Source organism: Gordonia sp. ALPHA1B1 (genome assembly GCF_005502615.1).
Lineage (GTDB): Bacteria > Actinomycetota > Actinomycetes > Mycobacteriales > Mycobacteriaceae > Gordonia > Gordonia hongkongensis.
Genome location: NZ_SCOC01000016.1, coordinates 1 through 17,305, shown reverse-complemented (window position 1 = coordinate 17,305; position 17,305 = coordinate 1). Strand labels below are relative to the sequence as shown.

The 17,305-nt window shown below is 70.7% G+C and carries 13 protein-coding genes; 6 read left to right on the top strand and 7 right to left on the bottom strand.

Going from position 1 to position 17,305, the window contains the following annotated elements:
- The first annotated feature begins 5 nt into the window (after positions 1-5).
- Both FFS52_RS12640 and FFS52_RS12635 read left to right on the top strand, forming a co-directional pair.
- Complete coding sequence (locus tag FFS52_RS12640; protein WP_137809903.1) at positions 6-4,616, top strand: ATP-dependent helicase; 4,611 nt, start codon at positions 6-8, stop codon at positions 4,614-4,616.
- Positions 4,617-4,624: 8 nt separating this feature from the next.
- On the top strand, positions 4,625-5,416 hold the full coding sequence (locus tag FFS52_RS12635) for a DNA-formamidopyrimidine glycosylase family protein (protein ID WP_137809902.1): 792 nt from the start codon (positions 4,625-4,627) through the stop codon (positions 5,414-5,416).
- Positions 5,417-5,431: 15 nt separating this feature from the next.
- Here the strand turns inward: FFS52_RS12635 and FFS52_RS12630 are convergent, their stop codons facing one another.
- Positions 5,432-5,854, bottom strand: coding sequence for a pyridoxamine 5'-phosphate oxidase family protein (locus FFS52_RS12630; protein WP_065630753.1), 423 nt, complete (start codon positions 5,852-5,854; stop codon positions 5,432-5,434).
- Between the two features lie 91 nt (positions 5,855-5,945).
- A complete protein-coding gene (gene glpD / locus FFS52_RS12625) occupies positions 5,946-7,688 on the bottom strand; it encodes a glycerol-3-phosphate dehydrogenase (protein WP_137809901.1) in 1,743 nt (580 codons plus the stop codon).
- 76 nt (positions 7,689-7,764) lie between these two features.
- Between glpD and glpK the strand changes: the two genes are divergently transcribed.
- Positions 7,765-9,252 (top strand): glycerol kinase GlpK, encoded by a 1,488-nt coding sequence (gene glpK / locus FFS52_RS12620; protein ID WP_137809925.1) that lies wholly within the window; start codon positions 7,765-7,767, stop codon positions 9,250-9,252.
- Positions 9,253-9,274: 22 nt separating this feature from the next.
- On the opposite strand, the gene FFS52_RS12615 is transcribed toward glpK, so the two are convergent.
- From FFS52_RS12615 to FFS52_RS12605, 3 genes are all read right to left on the bottom strand, one after another.
- On the bottom strand, positions 9,275-9,724 hold the full coding sequence (locus FFS52_RS12615) for a hypothetical protein (protein WP_223258846.1): 450 nt from the start codon (positions 9,722-9,724) through the stop codon (positions 9,275-9,277).
- Entirely contained in the window at positions 9,721-11,124 is a 1,404-nt protein-coding gene (locus tag FFS52_RS12610) for a hypothetical protein (protein ID WP_137809900.1), read from the bottom strand. The genes FFS52_RS12615 and FFS52_RS12610 overlap by 4 nt, the downstream gene beginning before the upstream one ends.
- Before the next feature lie 109 nt (positions 11,125-11,233).
- Complete coding sequence (locus FFS52_RS12605; protein WP_065630726.1) at positions 11,234-12,637, bottom strand: NAD(P)H-quinone dehydrogenase; 1,404 nt, start codon at positions 12,635-12,637, stop codon at positions 11,234-11,236.
- Positions 12,638-12,880: 243 nt separating this feature from the next.
- On the opposite strand from FFS52_RS12605, the gene FFS52_RS12600 reads away from it, so the two are divergent.
- Positions 12,881-13,360: a gamma-glutamylcyclotransferase gene (locus FFS52_RS12600; RefSeq protein ID WP_004021668.1), complete on the top strand. Its 480-nt coding sequence runs from the start codon at positions 12,881-12,883 to the stop codon at positions 13,358-13,360.
- Positions 13,361-13,370: 10 nt separating this feature from the next.
- On the opposite strand, the gene FFS52_RS12595 is transcribed toward FFS52_RS12600, so the two are convergent.
- Together FFS52_RS12595 and FFS52_RS12590 are read right to left on the bottom strand one after the other, a co-directional pair.
- A complete protein-coding gene (locus FFS52_RS12595; protein WP_137809899.1) occupies positions 13,371-14,570 on the bottom strand; it encodes an amidohydrolase in 1,200 nt (399 codons plus the stop codon).
- A complete protein-coding gene (locus FFS52_RS12590; RefSeq protein ID WP_065630724.1) occupies positions 14,570-15,268 on the bottom strand; it encodes an enoyl-CoA hydratase/isomerase family protein in 699 nt (232 codons plus the stop codon). The genes FFS52_RS12595 and FFS52_RS12590 overlap by 1 nt, the downstream gene beginning before the upstream one ends.
- Positions 15,269-15,369: 101 nt before the next feature.
- Between FFS52_RS12590 and FFS52_RS12585 the strand changes: the two genes are divergently transcribed.
- Positions 15,370-16,173, top strand: a complete 804-nt coding sequence (locus FFS52_RS12585; protein ID WP_058250650.1) for a purine-nucleoside phosphorylase — start codon at positions 15,370-15,372, stop codon at positions 16,171-16,173.
- Between the two features lie 41 nt (positions 16,174-16,214).
- Complete coding sequence (locus tag FFS52_RS12580) at positions 16,215-16,883, top strand: hypothetical protein (RefSeq protein WP_065630722.1); 669 nt, start codon at positions 16,215-16,217, stop codon at positions 16,881-16,883.
- Positions 16,884-17,305 lie beyond the last annotated feature (422 nt).

Below are 17,305 nucleotides of genomic sequence, written 5' to 3'. Positions count from 1 at the left end.
GAGAGATGCCCCGCCCCTCGGTGCTCGACCGCTTCACCGCCCCCACCCGGCGGTGGTTCTCGGGTGCGTTCACCGCGCCCACCGCTGCGCAGAAGGGCGCCTGGACCTCCATCGCCGACGGCGCGAACACCTTGGTCATCGCACCGACCGGGTCCGGGAAGACCCTCGCCGCGTTCCTCTGGGCCCTCGATCGGCTCGCCGCCGACGCCGGCAACCGTCCCGCCGGCACCAAGGTCGTCTACATCTCGCCGTTGAAGGCGCTGGCCGTCGACGTCGAGCGCAACCTGCGCGCACCGCTGACCGGCATCACCCGGGCGGCCCAGGAGCTGAACCTTCCGGAGCCCAACATCACCGTGGGCGTGCGGTCGGGCGACACCTCCGCCGCCGATCGGCGTGCGCTGGTCAAAACCCCACCCGACATCCTCATCACCACCCCCGAGTCGCTGTACCTGATGCTCACCTCGGCCGCGCGGGAGAGTCTCACCGGCGTGGAGGCGATCATCGTCGACGAGGTCCACGCGGTCGCCGCGACCAAACGAGGTACCCATCTCGCGCTGACCCTCGAGCGCCTCGACGAACTGCTGGACAAACCCGCCCAGCGGATCGGCCTCTCGGCGACGGTCCGCCCGCCCGAGGTGGTCGCGGGGTTCCTGTCCGGCGCCGCGCCGTGCCAGGTGGTCAAACCCAAGGCCGACAAGACATTCGACCTGCGCGTCGACGTCCCCGTCGAGGACATGGCCAACATCCCGCCGCCGGTGTCCGATGCCGACCCCGCGGCGCTGGACGACGCGTTCTCGCCGACTGCCGGCTCGTTGTGGCCGTACGTCGAGGCCTCGATCGTCGACCAGATCGAGGCGAACCGCGCCACGATCGTCTTCGCCAACTCCCGACGCCTCGCCGAGAAGCTCACCGCTCGGCTCAACGAGATCCACGCCGAGCGCCACGGCGAGCCTGCCGAACCGACCGGCAATCCGTCGGTCGCGGGCGGCGCCCCGGCGTTCGTGATGGGCAGCGGCGCGAGCTCCGGTGCCGAGCCGGTTCTCGCCCGCGCCCATCACGGCTCGGTCAGCAAGGAGCAGCGCGCCCAGATCGAGGACGACCTGAAGGCAGGCCGGCTCTCGTGTGTGGTGGCCACCAGCTCACTCGAACTCGGCATCGACATGGGTGCGGTCGATCTCGTCATCCAGGTGGAGTCCCCGCCGTCGGTGGCGAGTGGACTGCAGCGGATCGGCCGCGCCGGGCACCAGGTCGGCGAGATCAGCCAGGGCATCCTCTACCCCAAGCACCGCACCGATCTGCTGCACTGCACGGTGACGGTGGGCCGGATGCTCGACGGCGCGATCGAAGAGATCAAGGTCCCGCAGAATCCGCTCGACATCCTCGCCCAGCAGACCATCGCGGCGGCCGCGGTCGACGACCTCGAGGTCGATCACTGGTACGAGGTCGTCCGGCGCGCGGCGCCCTACCGCGAACTGGGCCGGGGCGTCTTCGACGCGACCCTCGACCTGATCGCGGGCCGCTTCCCGTCCGACGAGTTCGCCGAACTGCGCCCCCGGGTGAACTGGGACCGCGACGCCGGAGTCATCACCGGCCGGCGCGGCGCCCAGCGGCTCGCCGTCACCTCGGGCGGTTCCATACCCGACCGCGGACTCTTCGGCGTGTTCATGGTCGGCGAGAAGGCCACTCGCGTAGGCGAGCTCGACGAGGAGATGGTCTATGAGTCCCGAGTCGGCGATGTGTTCGCGCTGGGCGCCACCAGTTGGCGGATCGAGGACATCACCCACGACCGCGTACTCGTCTCCCCCGCGTTCGGTCAACCGGGCCGGTTGCCGTTCTGGATCGGTGACGCGATCGGACGCCCCGCCGAACTGGGCGCCGCGATCGGTGCCTTCACCCAGTCGGTCGCCGATCCCGGGAAGCTCGACGACCAGGCAGACCGGCTCGGGCTCACCGACAACGCCCGCAGCAACCTCGCGACACTCATCGCCGAGCAGCGCGAGGCGACCGGACACCTGCCCACCGATCGCACGCTGGTCGTCGAGAGGTTCCGCGACGAACTCGGCGACTGGCGGGTGATCCTGCACTCCCCCTACGGCTTACGTGTACACGCCCCCTGGGCCAGTGCCATCTCGCAGCGCCTGCTGGAGACCCTCGGCATCGAGGGCGCCACCACCGCCTCCGACGACGGCATCATCCTGCGGATGCCCGACACCGACGACGCCCCTCCCGGTGCCGACGTGTTCCTCCTCGACCCGGACGAGGTCGAGCAGCTCGTGACCGACGGTCTGGCCGACTCGTCGATGTTCGCCTCCCGGTTCCGCGAATGCGCCGCTCGCGCACTGTTGTTGCCGCGACGCGACCCCGGACGGCGTGCCCCACTGTGGCAGCAGCGCCAGCGCAGCGCCCAACTGCTGTCCGTCGCCTCCAAGTTCCCCGACTTCCCGATCGTGCTCGAAGCCGTCCGCGAATGCCTGCAGGACGTCTACGACCTCCCCGCCCTGCTCGATCTGCTGAACCGCATCCGCACGCGCCGGATCCGGGTGGTGGAGACCGAGACCCAAAGCCCCTCTCCCTTCGCCGCGTCGCTGCTGTTCGGGTACGTGGGAGCCTTCATGTACGCCGACGACGCGCCGCTCGCCGAGCGCCGCGCGGCCGCCCTCTCCCTCGACACCAGCCTGCTGGCCCAGTTGCTCGGGCGCGTCGACCTGCGCGAGCTCCTCGATCCGGCGGTCATCGCCGACGTGATCGCCCGGCTCCAACGCCTGTCCCCCGAGCGTCAGGCGCGCGACGCCGAGGACATCGTCGACCTCCTGCGATGGCTGGGCCCGCTCACCACCGAGGAGGTCGCGGCCCGGTATCGCGGCGACGAGCCGGCCGCCGACCTGCTCACCGAGCTGCACCGGGTCGGGCAGATCATCTCGGTCAACCACAACGCACGTGCGCTGTGGGCGGCCATCGACGACACCGCCCGCCTCCGTGACGCTCTCGGGGTGCCCGCACCTCTCGGCATCCCGGCGGCCTATCTCGAGGAGGTGCCCGACCCAGTCGGAGACCTCATCGGCCGGTACGCCCGCACCCATGGCCCGTTCACCGTGCCCGAGGCCTCCGCTGCTCTGGGTATCGCGACCGGGGTCGTGCGCGACACCCTCAACCGTCTCGCATCGGAGCGACGCGTCGTCGAGGGTGACTTCCTGCCCGATGCCGGTACCGGCCCCCGGGACGGGCAATGGTGTCACGCCGACGTGCTGGGTCAGATCCGACGCGGTTCCCTGGCGGCGAGCCGCGCCGAGGTGGCTCCCGTCGGTACCGACGTCCTCACCCGGTTCCTCCTCGACTGGCAGCACGCGTCGTCGGGCACCCAGCTCCGGGGTGTCGACGGGGTGGCGACGGTCATCGACCAGCTGGCCGGGTTCCCGCTGCCGGCGTCCGCGTGGGAGTCCCTCGTACTGCCGGCCCGGGTGTCCGATTACGCAGCGCCGATGCTCGACGAACTGCTCAGCGCCGGTGAGGTCATCTGGTCCGGACACGGCCGCATCGGGAACTCCGACGGCTGGGTGGCGCTGCATCCCGCGGACGTCGCCGTCCTGACGCTGCCCGACGCCGACGAGATCGACACCACCCCGGTCCACGACGGGGTCACCGCCGCACTCGAACCCGGTGGTGCCCTGCGGTTCCCACAGATCGCCGCCGACATCAGCACCGGCACCACCACGCCGGCCGCCGACATCGAGAGTGCCCTGTGGGACCTCGTGTGGGCGGGCCGGGTCAGCAACGACAGCTTCGCGCCCGTCCGCGCCCTGCTGCAACCGCGGCGCAGCCCGTCCGCACCGCGCTCGGCGCCCGCGCATCGGGCACGCGGGCGCGCACCCCGGCTCCGGGCCGGCCGCCTGTCGGCCCGGTACCTCACCGAACACTCCGTCGCTCCCCCGGTGTCGCCGACGGCGAGTGGCCGCTGGTTCGCCCTCGACCACCCGTCCACCGAGCCGACCATCGCCACGCAGGGCCTCTGCGATCAGTTGCTGACCCGATACGGCGTGATCACGCGCGGCAGCGTGGTCTCGGAGGAGGTGACCGGCGGCTTCGCGCGGGTCTACAAGGCGCTCACCGTCTTCGAGGACAACGGACATGTTCGTCGCGGCTACTACGTCGACGGCCTCGGCGGGGCGCAGTTCGCCTCGCCGGCCACGGTCGACGAATTGCGCCGGCATGCGCTGCCCGATCGCAAAGCGCCCCGCGAGGCAACCGTGCTGGCCGCGACGGACCCGGCCAATCCCTACGGGGCGGCGCTCGAGTGGCCGGCGTCTCGCGACGCCGAGGCCGGTCACCGCCCGGGCCGCAAACCGGGGGCGCTCGTGGTGATCGTCGACGGTGACGTGGTGTGTTTCGTCGAACGCGGCGGCAAGACGCTGCTGACGTTCAGCGACTCGATCCCGCGGCTGGAGTCGGCCGCGGGCGCGCTGGTCGCACTGGTCCGGCGGGGCCGGATCGCGCGTCTGACGATCGACCACATCGACTCGGAACCCGTGCGCGCCACCGACTTCGGCAAGGTGCTCGTCGAAGCGGGATTCTCGACGACCCCGCGCGGCATCCGGCTGCGTTTCGGTGATCATGCCTGAGGTGGACCATGCCTGAGGGCGACACCGTCTACGCGGCCGCCGCACGACTGCGGGCGGGGCTCGCGGGACGGGTGCTCGAGTCGTCGGACTTCCGCATCCCGTCGCTGGCCACCGCGGACCTCTCCGGACGCGAGGTCCTCGCGGTGCGATCGGTGGGCAAGCACCTGCTGATCGACGTCGCCGAGAGCGGTCCGGGTGTCGGCGACACCCTCAGCATCCACTCGCATCTGAAGATGGAGGGCGCCTGGCACGTGCACCCGCGGGGGCAACGGTGGCGCCGCCCGGCCTACCAGGCCCGCGCCGTCCTGCGCACCGCCGACCATGAGGCGGTCGGTTTCGACCTCGGCGTACTGGAACTGCTCGCCGACCCCGACGCCGCGCTCGCCTACCTCGGCCCCGACCTGCTCGCCGACGACTTCGATCGCGAGGAGGCGATCCGACGTCTCGGTTCCGACCTGGACGCGACGATCGGTGCGGCCTTGCTCGACCAGCGGCTGATCGCGGGAATCGGCAACGTCTTCCGCAGCGAGATCTGCTTCCTGCGGCGGGTCCTGCCGACCCGCCCGGTCGGCGAGGTCGACCTCGGGCCGGTCGTGGACCTCAGCCGACGCCTGCTGTGGGCGAACCGCTTGCGATCGGCCCGCACCACCACGGGCAACACATCGCCCAATGCGCGGATGTGGGTGTACGGACGCCACGGGCGGCTGTGCCGGCGCTGCGCCACCCCGGTGAAGCGGGGCGAACTCGAATCCCCGGGCGGCGAACGATCCGTCTATTGGTGTCCCCGGTGCCAGGTGTGATCCGGCCGAGGCCCCTCACACGGGGTAGCGCTCGGGCTCGGGCCCGAACTCGAAGCGGCGGGCGGTGATCGAGTCGACCGTGATCTCCACGTAGTTGTATTTCATCGTCGCGATCCACGGGCGCAGCGGCAGCTGGTCGGCCGCCTCGATCTCCCGGAGCGACACCAGTATGCGTGCCGTCCCCTTGGCGACCACACTCCACCCGTCGGCGTCGGTGTGTCCGTCGGCCTCGAACGCCACTCGCGAATTCACCGCCAGCTCCGACAGTTTCGTGCCCTCGCCGGACCGCAGCATGATGCGGCCGTCGGTCGCATGGAAGTTCACCGGAAAGATGTCGGGCTGGCCGTCGACGCTCAGTGCGATCCGACCGAGCTCGGCTACTCCCAACAGATCCCAGGCCTGGTCGGGGGTGAGCACCCGAACCGATTCGTCGACCATGATCTCGTCTCCTTCTTCCCCCACCCCGATCGTGCCGCGGCATCAGGGGGCAGAGACAGAGGCCAACGTCCCGACTCGACCGGAGCCACCGTCATTTCGGAACGGGCACCGGCTCCAGGATCTCGGCCCGGGCCTCGGGGGCCGCGGCGCGCAGGGCGTCGGCGGAGTCGTCGTCGGGTTGCTGCTGCGAGGCCACCTCGGCCTCCACGCGCGCGACGTAGGTCGCCACCTCGAAGTCGCGTTGCTCGGTGGTCCAGCCGAGGAGGGGCGCCAGCAGGTCGGCGACCTCGTCGGCGCAGTCGACGCCACGATGGGAGTACTCGATGGCGATGCGGGTCCGCCGGGCGAGGACGTCCTCGAGGTGCAGCGCCGCCTCGTCGACCGCGGCGTACACCACCTCCACGCGCAGATACTGCGGCGCCGCGGCCAGCGGTTGCAGCAGGCTCTTGTCGCCGTCGGCGTAGTACAGCACGTCGTCGATCAGCGAGCCGTAGCGGTTCAGCAACCGGCGAATCCGGTACGGGTGCAACCCGAATCGGCGTCCGAGGTGCTCGCACTGGTTGATGAGCGCGAAGTAACCGTCCGCCCCGAGCAGCGGGACGCGTTCGGTGATCGACGGCGCCACCCGGGTGGGGATGAAGTCGTCGCACGCGTCGACGGCGTCGGCGGCCATCACACGGTAGGTGGTGTACTTGCCGCCGGCGATCGACACGAGTCCGGGCGCGACGGTCGCGACCGCGTGTTCCCGGGACAGCTTCGAGGTCTCGTCGTCCTCCCCGGCCAACAGCGGCCGGAGGCCGGCGTAGACGCCTTCGATGTCGTCGTGGTTGAGCTTGGTGACCAGGACCTCGTTGACGCGTTCGAGGATGTAGTCGATGTCGGCGCGGGTGGCGGCCGGATGCGCGAGGTCGAGGTTCCAGTCGGTGTCGGTGGTGCCGATGATCCAGTGCGTCTCCCACGGGATGACGAACAGCACCGAGTTGGCGGTGCGCAGGATGATCGCGGTCTCGCTGACGATCCGGTCGCGCGGCACCACGATGTGCACGCCCTTGGAGGCCCGGACCTTGAAGTGCCCGCGCTGCTTGGACAGTGCCTGCACCTCGTCGGTCCACACGCCCGCGGCGTTGATCACGCAGTGGGCACGGATCTCGGTCACATCGCCGTTCTCGGTGTCGCGCACCCGGACTCCGAGCACCCGGTCGGATTCGCGCAGAAATCCGGTGACCTGGGTCGAGGTCCGGATGACCGCACCGTAATTGGCCGCTGTGCGGGCGACCGTGAGGCTGTGCCGCGCGTCGTCGACGACGGTGTCGTAGTACCGGATCCCGCCGATGAGCGAGCTGCGCTTGAGTGCCGGGGCCACGCGCAGGGCACCCGATCGGGTGACATGACGCTGTCCGGGAACGGACTTGGCGCCGCCCATCCGGTCGTAGAGGAAGATGCCGGCTCCGACATACGGCCGCTCCCACACCCGTTGCGTGAGCGGATACAGGAACGGCAACGGCTTGACCAGATGTGGCGCGAGGAACCGGAGCGACAACTCGCGTTCGCGTAGAGCCTCACGCACGAGGCCGAATTCGAGCTGCTCGAGATAGCGGAGGCCGCCGTGGAACATCTTCGACGACCGGCTCGATGTGCCCGAGGCGATGTCGCGTGCCTCGACCAGCGCGACGCGCAGACCGCGTGTCGCGGCGTCGAGTGCGGCACCGACACCCACCACGCCGCCACCGATGACCACCACGTCGAACTGTTCCTCCCCGAACCTCCGCCATGCCTCGGCGCGGTAGAGGGGCCCCATGTCGGCGGGCCGGTCCGGGTTGAACTCGGTGTTCATGGTTGCTGAGCCTAATTGATCTCTGTGGCCTCGACAGCGTGCGACACTGTCCGGCGTGGGTAGGTCAGGCAAATACGTGGCGGCAATCGACCAGGGCACCACCTCGACCCGGGCGATGATCTTCGATCACGAGGGTCGCGTCGTCGGCGCCGAACAGCTCGAACACGAACAGATCTTCCCGCGCGCGGGCTGGGTGGAACACGACGCCGCCGAGATCTGGCGTAACACCCGCCGCGTCGGCGCCGCTGCCCTCGCGTCGGCCGAACTGACCGCGAAGGACATCGTCGCCTGCGGCCTCACCAATCAGCGCGAGACCACCGTGATCTGGGAGCGCGACACCGGCAAGCCGGTGCACAACGCCATCGTGTGGCAGGACACGCGAACCGATGATCTGTGCACCGAGCTGGCCGGAGATGTCGGCATGGACCGGTTCCGCGATCGCTCCGGCCTGCCGTTGTCGACCTACTTCGCCGGCCCCAAGGCCCGCTGGCTGCTCGACTCCGTGGACGGCCTCCGCGAACGCGCCGAGAACGGAGAATTGTGTTTCGGCACAATGGATTCCTGGATGGCGTGGAACATGACCGGCGGCGTGGACGGGGGTCAGCACGTCACCGACGTCACGAATGCCTCCCGGACGATGCTGATGGACCTGCGCACCCTGCAGTGGGATGCCGAGATCTGCGCCGACATGGGCATACCGATGGCCATGCTGCCCGAGATCCGAAGCTCCTCGGGCGACTTCGGGGCGCTCCGCGGCAACGGCCCGCTGCCCGGCGTGCCCCTGGCGGGCATCCTCGGCGACCAGCAGGCGGCGACGTTCGGCCAGGCCTGTCTGGAGCCCGGTGAGGCGAAGAACACCTACGGCACCGGGAACTTCCTGCTCCTCAACACCGGCACGGAACCGGTGTTCAGTGAGCACGGCCTGCTCACCACCGTCTGCTACCGCATCGGCGACCAGCCCGCGCGATATGCCCTCGAGGGCTCGATCGCGGTGACCGGTTCGCTCATCCAGTGGTTGCGGGACAACCTCGGACTGATCCCGCAGGCGTCCGACGTCGAGAAACTGGCCGGCGGGGTCGACGACAACGGCGGCGTCTACTTCGTCCCGGCGTTCTCCGGACTCTTCGCACCGCGCTGGCGCTCCGACGCCCGTGGCGTCATCGTGGGTCTGACCCGGTTCGCCGACAAGGGCCACATCGCGCGGGCGGCGCTGGAGGCCAGCGCTTTCCAGACGCGTGAGGTCATCGAGGCGATGCAGGCCGACTCCGGGGTGGAACTGTCGACGCTGAAGGTCGACGGCGGGATGGTGGTGAACGAACTGCTCATGCAGTTCCAGGCCGACATCCTGGACGTCCCGGTCGTACGCCCGGTCGTCAACGAGACGACCGCCCTCGGCGCAGCCTACGCGGCCGGGCTGGCAGTGGGTTTCTGGGAGAGCGAGGACGACATCCGCGCCAACTGGGCCGAAGACCGCCGGTGGGAGCCCGGGATGGCCGCAGACGACCGCGACCGCCTCTACGCGGGGTGGAACCGGGCGGTCGAGCACAGCTTCGGCCTGACCTGACCGGCGCGACGGCGCCGCCGCCTCACATCACGTGGTCGGCGAGGATGGCGACCACACCGGCGGTGCCGCCGAGCGCCGCGGCGGCCTCATAGGCTGATTCGCGGAGCGCATCGCGCAGCGACTCACCAGCGGCGGGCGTCGACATCGCGGCCACCAGGCAGTCGACGGCGCGGGCGCGGCGGAAGCTGTCGCGCTGAGCGTCCACGTCGCCACGACGCTGATGCGCGAAGGCGTCGAAGTCGTGCTGTGCGGCGACGAGCCGCAGACGTGCGATGCCGGCCGTCGACGCACCGCCCTGCCGCCGCCACTGGCTGATCGCCTCCCGGATCTCGGGCGTCGAGACCGCCGTGACGTCCAGGACGGTCGCGACGATCAGGTGCAGACACGCCGTGAGGTCCTCGTCGGGCACCGAGTCGACGAGGCGGGCGACGCCGCCCGGTAACCGGTCGACACGCTTCAGCCCGGCGTTCACACGGTCTCCGGTTTCGACGTGGCCGAACCGCCCGACGGTGCATCGGTGTCGTCCGAGACCTCCTGCGCCGCACCGTCGACGGGGGTCCGGGAGACGGCGTCACCGGGTGCCGCGGGCCGCAGGGACAAGGCCTGATCCGGCCCGGCCGGCGCGGCATCGTCGACCGCCGGGGTGGCCTGCCGGATCCAGTCGCCGATGACGGGCGGACCGACGAGCGGCATGTCGCCGACGAGCTGCGCGCCGTGTTCCCGAGTGTGCAGGTACGGCGCGGCTCGGTGGCTGTCGTCGTCGGCGCCGGGCCGCCGTCCGCCGCCCGGTGCCCCGGCGAGCGGCGTCCCCGTCGGGCGCTGGGCAACCGGCCCGGCGGGGTTCGCCGGCGTCGGTGAGCCGCCGGCACCCGGGGTCGGCGTCGGCGCCGTTGCGGGTGGGAGCAGGCCGGGAGCGGGCATCGCGACCGGGACCCCGGGGCCTCCACTCGCCGGCGCACCGGCACCGGAACCGGAACCGGATCCGCTGTTCTCACCGATCCCGTCGGCGCCTCCCGACCGGTGCGTTCCCGGAGCCGCGGCGCCGCGGGTCGTCGACTCGGGCGTCGCCCGACCACCACGCACCAACCCGTCGGGGCCGTCTGTGTTGCCACGACCGGATGGTCCGCCGCCCGGACCCGCAGGCCCTGGCGGCGTCGACGACGCACCGGGTCCGCCGCCACCGGGTGGTGGACCGCCCGCAGCGACCGGCACCGGCCCGGCAGTCGGAGTGGCACGCCCGAAGTCGCCGGCGTCGACGGTGTTGGCGGCCTGACCGCGGGGAGCGTCCGGCCCGGAGCCCGCGGCCCCGGAACCGCCTGCGGTCGGCCCGCCGCCGAGTCCTGCGGTCACCCCGTTCGCCCCGGACGGGTCGTTCGGCAGGGAGCGCTGCAGCCCGATCATCGGCGAGGAGTAGGCGCCCGTCATCGCCCGGTCGACCTCGTGCCGGACCGCCGGCGCGTCCTCGGGATTGTCACGGATGTGCTGCTGCAGCTCACGCAACCGTCCCTCCTGCCCGCGAGCCGACCCGAGGATGCCCGTCGCGCCGGCCAGCGCATCCCCGATCTGACCGGCGGTCTCCGAGGTCGTCGCCAGATCGGCCGACAGCGACCGGCCCGCCTCCAGCGCCGCGTCGGAAGCCTGACCGAGCATGCCGTCGCCGAACATCGCGTGCATCCGTTCGGCCGCGCGGCGGACGGACTCGATCGCCTGCAGGATCGTGTTGACGTCACCGCCGGCACGACCGGGTTCCATCGTGCTCAGGACGTCGAGGATCTCATCGATGCTCATGCCCGCCCACTGCGTGCGACCGCGAGCGAACGCGCGGTCGTTGCGACTGCCGTAGGTGTTGTAGGACTGCTGCGGCGAGCTCACGACACCCCCTTGGTCGCCGGCCGGGACGAACGAATTCGTCCGACCCTACCGTGACGACGCAGCCGGCGGCGCACACCGGCACCGGCTGTGCACAGTGGGCGGGCGGCGCTCAGTCCAGGTCGTCGTGCCGAACCAGCTGCCGCGCCGCCTCGGTGATGGACCCGGTCAGCGACGGGTACACCGAGAACGTCTGGGCCAGGTCGCCGACGGTGAGCTTGTTCTGCACCGCGAGGGCGATGGGCAGGATCAGTTCGGAGGCGTTCGGTGCGACCACGACGCCGCCGATGACCACACCGGTGGCCGGCCGGCAGAAGATCTTCACGAAGCCCCGGCGCAGACCGCTCATCTTGGCGCGCGGGTTGGTGGCCAACGGCAGCATCACGGTGCGCGCCGGGTACTCACCGGTGTCGATGGCGTTCTGCGACACCCCCACCGTGGCGATCTCCGGACGCGTGAAGATGGCGGACGCAACGGTTTTCAGCTTGATCGGGCTCACGCCCTCGCCGAGTGCGTGGTACATCGCGATGCGGCCCTGCATGGCGGCCACCGATGCCAGCGGGAACAGCCCGGTGCAGTCGCCGGCCGCATAGATCCCCGCGACCGACGTGCGGGACACCCGGTCGACCTCGATGTAACCGCCCTTGCCGACCGCGACCCCGGCACGATCGAGTCCGAGATCGGTGGTGTTGGGGACCGAACCGACGGTCATCAGCACGTGGCTGCCGGTCACGGTCGAGCCGTCGGCCAGATGCGCGGTGACCGAATCGCCGTGCCGCTCGACCTTGTCGGCGCGGGCGTGCTTGACCAGTTCGACGCCGCGTTCGGCGAGTGCGTCCTCGAGCACCAGCGCGGCGTCCTCGTCCTCGTGCGGGAGGACCCGGTCGCGGCTCGACACGAGCGTCACCTTGACGCCCAGTTCGGTGTAGGCGTGGACGAACTCGGCGCCGGTGACGCCGGAACCGATGACGACGAGGTGTTCGGGCAGCTCCTCGAGGTCGTAGAGCTGACGCCAGGTGAGGATGCGCTCGCCGTCGGGTTCGGCGTCGGGCAGCACGCGGGGCGAGGCGCCGGTCGCCAGCAGGACCACATCGCCGTCGTAGCGTTCGGTGGTTCCGTCGGCGAGGGTCGCGACGACGGTGTGCGTCGAGACGCCGACCTGCCGCTCGTCGAGAACCGCGGTACCGGAGACGAGTGTCACGCCTTCGCTGATGAGTCGTGAGCGGATGTCCGCGGACTGGGCGAACGCGAGGTCGCGGACCCGCTGGTGGATCTGCGGCAATGTGACGGAGGTGTCGTCGGTCTTGATGTTGATGCCCAGATCGACGGCGCGACGGACCTCGGTGCGGATGCCGGTGGACGCGATGAACGTCTTTGACGGGACGCAGTCCCACAACACGCAGGCACCGCCGATCCCGTCCGAATCGATCACCGTGATGTCGGCCCCGTAGGCGGCCGCCGCGAGCGCCGCCTCGTAACCCGCGGGTCCGCCGCCGATGATGACGATCCTGGTCACTGTGACTCCTGTTCTCCACGCCGGCTCGCCGCGTCCTTCGTGGGGAAGCTGCGCCCGGCTGTATGTCGTGGCTCGACGGGAACGCGGGGTGACACGCTCCTCGGGTCGCGCGAGACGGTCGACCCCGTTCGCGCCGCCTACCAAACTAGTCGGGCGGGTCCGTCGTTGTGAACGTGGTCGCAAACCGGAGCCGGGCCACGGTGTCGCCTTCCGGACTCGGCGGGGACCATCTAGGCTCCATCCGTGCCCATCTATGCTGCCTATGGATCCAACATGCATCCCGAGCAGATGGCCGAGCGCGCGCCGCACTCCCCGATGTCGGGCACCGGATGGCTCCGCGGCTGGCGTCTGACGTTCGGCGGCGGCGACATCGGGTGGGAGGGGTCCCTGGCCACGGTCACCGAGGACCGCGACGACCCCGACGCCCGGGTGTTCGTGGTTCTCTACGACGTCACCACCGAGGACGAGGATCTGCTCGACCGGTGGGAGGGTTCCGAGCTCGGCATCCACCGCAAGATCCGCGCCCGCGTCGACACCGCCGACGGCCCGGTGCTGGCCTGGTTGTACGTCCTCGACGCCTTCGAGGGCGGGTTGCCCTCGGCGCGCTATCTCGGCGTCATGGCCGAGGCCGCGGAGATCGCCGGCGCACCCGCGGAGTATGTGCAGGACCTCCGGTTGCGCGAGTCGCGCAATGTCGGACCCGGGCCGGGGCCCGCGGAATAGACCGAGTGTCCTAGCCGGCGGCGCTGGTCGCGTTCAGCACGATCCCGGCGAGCGCGCGCACACCGATCGCGAGGGCACGTTCGTCGAGATCGAAGTTGGGCGCGTGCAGATCGACCTGCGGTCCGAATCCGTCCCACACGCCGAGGCGGGCCATCGCTCCCGGGACGTGTTCGAGATACCAGGAGAAGTCCTCGCCGCCGGGTGACTGCGGGGTGTCCGCGATCGCCTTGGACCCGATCGCGGCGACGGACCGTTCGAACATCCCGACCGCGACCTCGTCGTTGACGACCGGCGGCACCCCGCGGAAGTACGAGAGGTCGTACCGGACGCCGAGCGGTGCCAGCAGCTCGCCGACGACGCTGCGGACCAGCGGCTCGAGCTGGGCCCAGGTGGCGTGATCGCCGGTGCGGACCGTGCCGCGCATGCGACCTTCCTGCGGGATGGCGTTGGCGGCGCTGCCGGCGTTCGCCGCGCCCCACACCATCACCGTGCCCGAACGCGGGTCGATCCGTCGCGACAGCACCCCGGGCAGGCCGGTGATCACCGTGCCCATCGCGTAGATGAGATCCCCGGTGAGGTGCGGCCGCGACGTGTGCCCGCCGGCCGAGTGCAGTTGCAGATCGATGTGGTCGGCCGCGGACGTCAACGGGCCGGACCGCAGGCCGACCGTGCCGACCGGCAGGCGAGGGTCGCAGTGCAAGGCGAAGATGCGGCCGAGACCGGTGGTGACGCCCGCCTCGATGGCGTCGAGGGCTCCGCCGGGCATGACCTCCTCGGCGGCCTGGAAGATCAGACGCACGCCGACCGGAAGTGGTTCGGCCGCGGCGAGGAGCTTCGCGACGCCGATCAGGATGGCCGTGTGCGCGTCGTGACCGCACGAGTGCGACGCGCCCTCCACCGCCGAGGTGAACGGCAGGCCGGTGTGTTCGGTCACCGGCAGGGCATCCATGTCCGCGCGCAGCGCGATACGGGGCTCACCGGCAGGACCGAGGTCGCACACCACTCCGGTGCCCAGCGGCAGCCGGCGCGGGGTGAGTCCGGCAGCGGTGAGCTCGCTCATCACCAGCTCGGTGGTGCGGACCTCCTGCCGGGACAGTTCCGGATGCGCATGGATCTGCCGGCGCCACGCGATGAGATCGCCGCCGTGCTCGGCGAGCCAGGCGTCGATGGGATCGTCCGCCGCGGCGAAATCCGCTCCCGCGACCGACATCAGAAGACTCCGGGCGGGGTCTGACGTGCGAGGTCGTCGAGCAGGGGGCCACGGAGTCCGCGCTTGATCAGCGCCAGGTTGGGTCCGGCGGTCGCGGAGCGGGCGGCCGCGATCTCGATGGCCCGCTTCACGAGGAGTTCGGCGTCCACGGCCTCGTCGACGATTCCCGCACGCACCGCGTCGTCGGCGCCGTACCGCCGGCTGGTGTACATCGCCTCGGTGGCGGTGCGATCGGTCAGTCGGGTGCGCAGCAACGTCGCCATCCCACGGGTGAACGGCATGGTGAGAGCGGCCTCGGGCAGCGACCAGAAACCGCGTTCGGTGCGCATCAGGACGTGGTCGGTACACAACGCGAGCATCGCTCCGGCGCCGAAGGCGTGTCCGTTGACGGCGCTGACCGTCGGAACGGGCAGGGTGAGCACCTTCGCGTACAGGGCGTGCACGCGGTCGAGGTAACCGGGCAGCTGGTCGGGAGCGGCGAAGATGTGGTCGGTGTCCAGGCCGTTGGAGAAGAACTTCCCGGTGGCGGTGATCACCAGCGGTCGTGTGCGGTCGACGACCACCTGGTCCAGCAGTGCATCGACCTCGTCCAACCAGTCGGCCCGGAAGCGGTTCTCCGGATTGGACTCGCTGATCTCCTCACCGCGCGCTCCGAGATGGAGCTCGACGACCTCCCCGTCACCGTTCAGAAATGGCATGTCCCGACCTTATCGCTCCCGGTCTCGTCGCCACCGACCCGATCGGTCGGCGCGCTGCGACGCGCGGCCGTGTGGGCCTGGGAACGGTTTAGGGTTGGCGCATGGAGCCCACCGCCGACCCCGATGCCGCGGCCATCGTCGCCGCGGCCACGATCGCTGCCGAGACCGACGCCGCTACACACGATGTGGCCGTCATCCTCGGGTCGGGATGGTCACCTGCCGCCGACGCCTTCGGGCGGCCCATCCGCTCGTTGCCGATGGCGTCGATCCCGGGATTCGTCCCGCCCAAGGCCGCCGGCCACGGCGGCGTGGTCCACTCCGTCCGGATCGGTGATCGACGAGTCCTGTTGATGCTGGGACGTATTCACGCCTACGAGGGCCACGACCTCGCTCGCGTGGTCCACCCGGTCCGCACCGCAGCCGCGGCCGGTGTCCACACCGTCGTGCTCACCAACGCGGCGGGCGGTCTGCGCGAGGACATGTCGGTCGGGCAACCCGTGCTCATCTCGGATCATCTGAATCTCACGGCCCGCTCCCCGTTGGTCGGCGCCCAGTTCGTCGACCTGGTCGATGCCTATTCACCGCGGCTGCGACAGATCGCGCGCGGCATCGACCCGGGCCTCGCCGAGGGGGTCTACGCCGGGCTCCCCGGCCCGCACTACGAGACCCCCGCCGAGATCCGGATGCTGCGGACGATGGGTGCGGACCTGGTCGGGATGTCGACCGTGCACGAGACCATCGCGGCGCGCGCCGCCGGACTCGATGTGCTCGGCATCTCCCTGGTCACCAACCTCGCGGCCGGCATGACCGGCGAACACCTGAGCCACGCAGAGGTCCTGGAGGTCGGCCGCGCGTCGGCAACCCGGATGGGCGAGCTGTTGGCCCGGATCATCGGCGAACTGTAGGACCGAACGGAACCGGCGGCCGGCCGAACCGAAGGAGCGAGATGACCTATCCACCGAGCGGTCCAGGCGGCTATCCCCAGGGTGGCTATCCGTCGGGCGGTTACCCGCAGGGCCCGGTGCCACCTGGCCCGCCGCGGTCCCCGTGGTCGTCGCCGGCGGTGCTGGTGGCGATCGGCGCGGGCGTGCTGCTGGTGGTGGTGGGCGTCCTCGCGGCGCTGCTCCTGATCCCCGCGGACGACGAGTCCGCGGACCGCGACAGCGCGGACGGCGGACAACCGTCGGCGTCGACCTTCACGAGTACCGTCACCCGCCCCGCGGAGACGACGACCCCCACCACCGCGACCACCACCACGACGACGCCGCCGCCCCCGGTCCGGCCGACCCCCACCGTCGCCGGCGCCGACTGGCAGGGATTCACCAACGGTCCCCGCTGCAACGCCGCCGACGACCCCGCCGTGGCCGTCGGACAGACCGCCCGGTCGCGCGTGGTGATCTGCCAGGTGGGCACCCAGACGGGCCGCTTGTACTACAAGGGCGCCGCACCCGAGGGCGGGATCGAACTCCAGTTCCCGACCCGCACCGGTAACACATTCGAGGCGCGCAACGGCTCGGTGCGTTACCTCGTCTCGCCGACAAGTCTCACCATCGTCGACGGCGGCGCCGTGCTCACCGAGGAGCCGATGCTCGCGTACTGGTCGCTGCCCGGCTGAGACCCGCCGAACCTCGCTGACCGCGGTTCGGCGTAGCCCGGTCACAGTAATGCGAAGCGTGCGTGACGGGATGACCGTTGCCACGCCGACGTTGCCGCCCCCGCTTGGACGTGCCGCCAGTTCGCCTGAGGCACAGACGACCACCGTCCCCGGCAGTTTGGAACACCCGGCAGCACTGGCCCAGGTCCGGGCCCTCATTCGGCGCTCGGCAGTCGCCTTCCACCCACGACGACGAGACGTTCCGGTCTCGTACGGGCGGTTGCCGCTGGGGTGACACTGTTGAGTTGTCAAGGGACAGGGTCGGTCCCGGGTGAATCACCCTAGGTTTTGTGCCGCCTCCAATGTGGGCTGGTCCTCGGGTCCGAGGCCAGCGTAGTGGAGCGTTTCGAACTCGGTCGGGGGAATCTGGCCGATACTCGAGT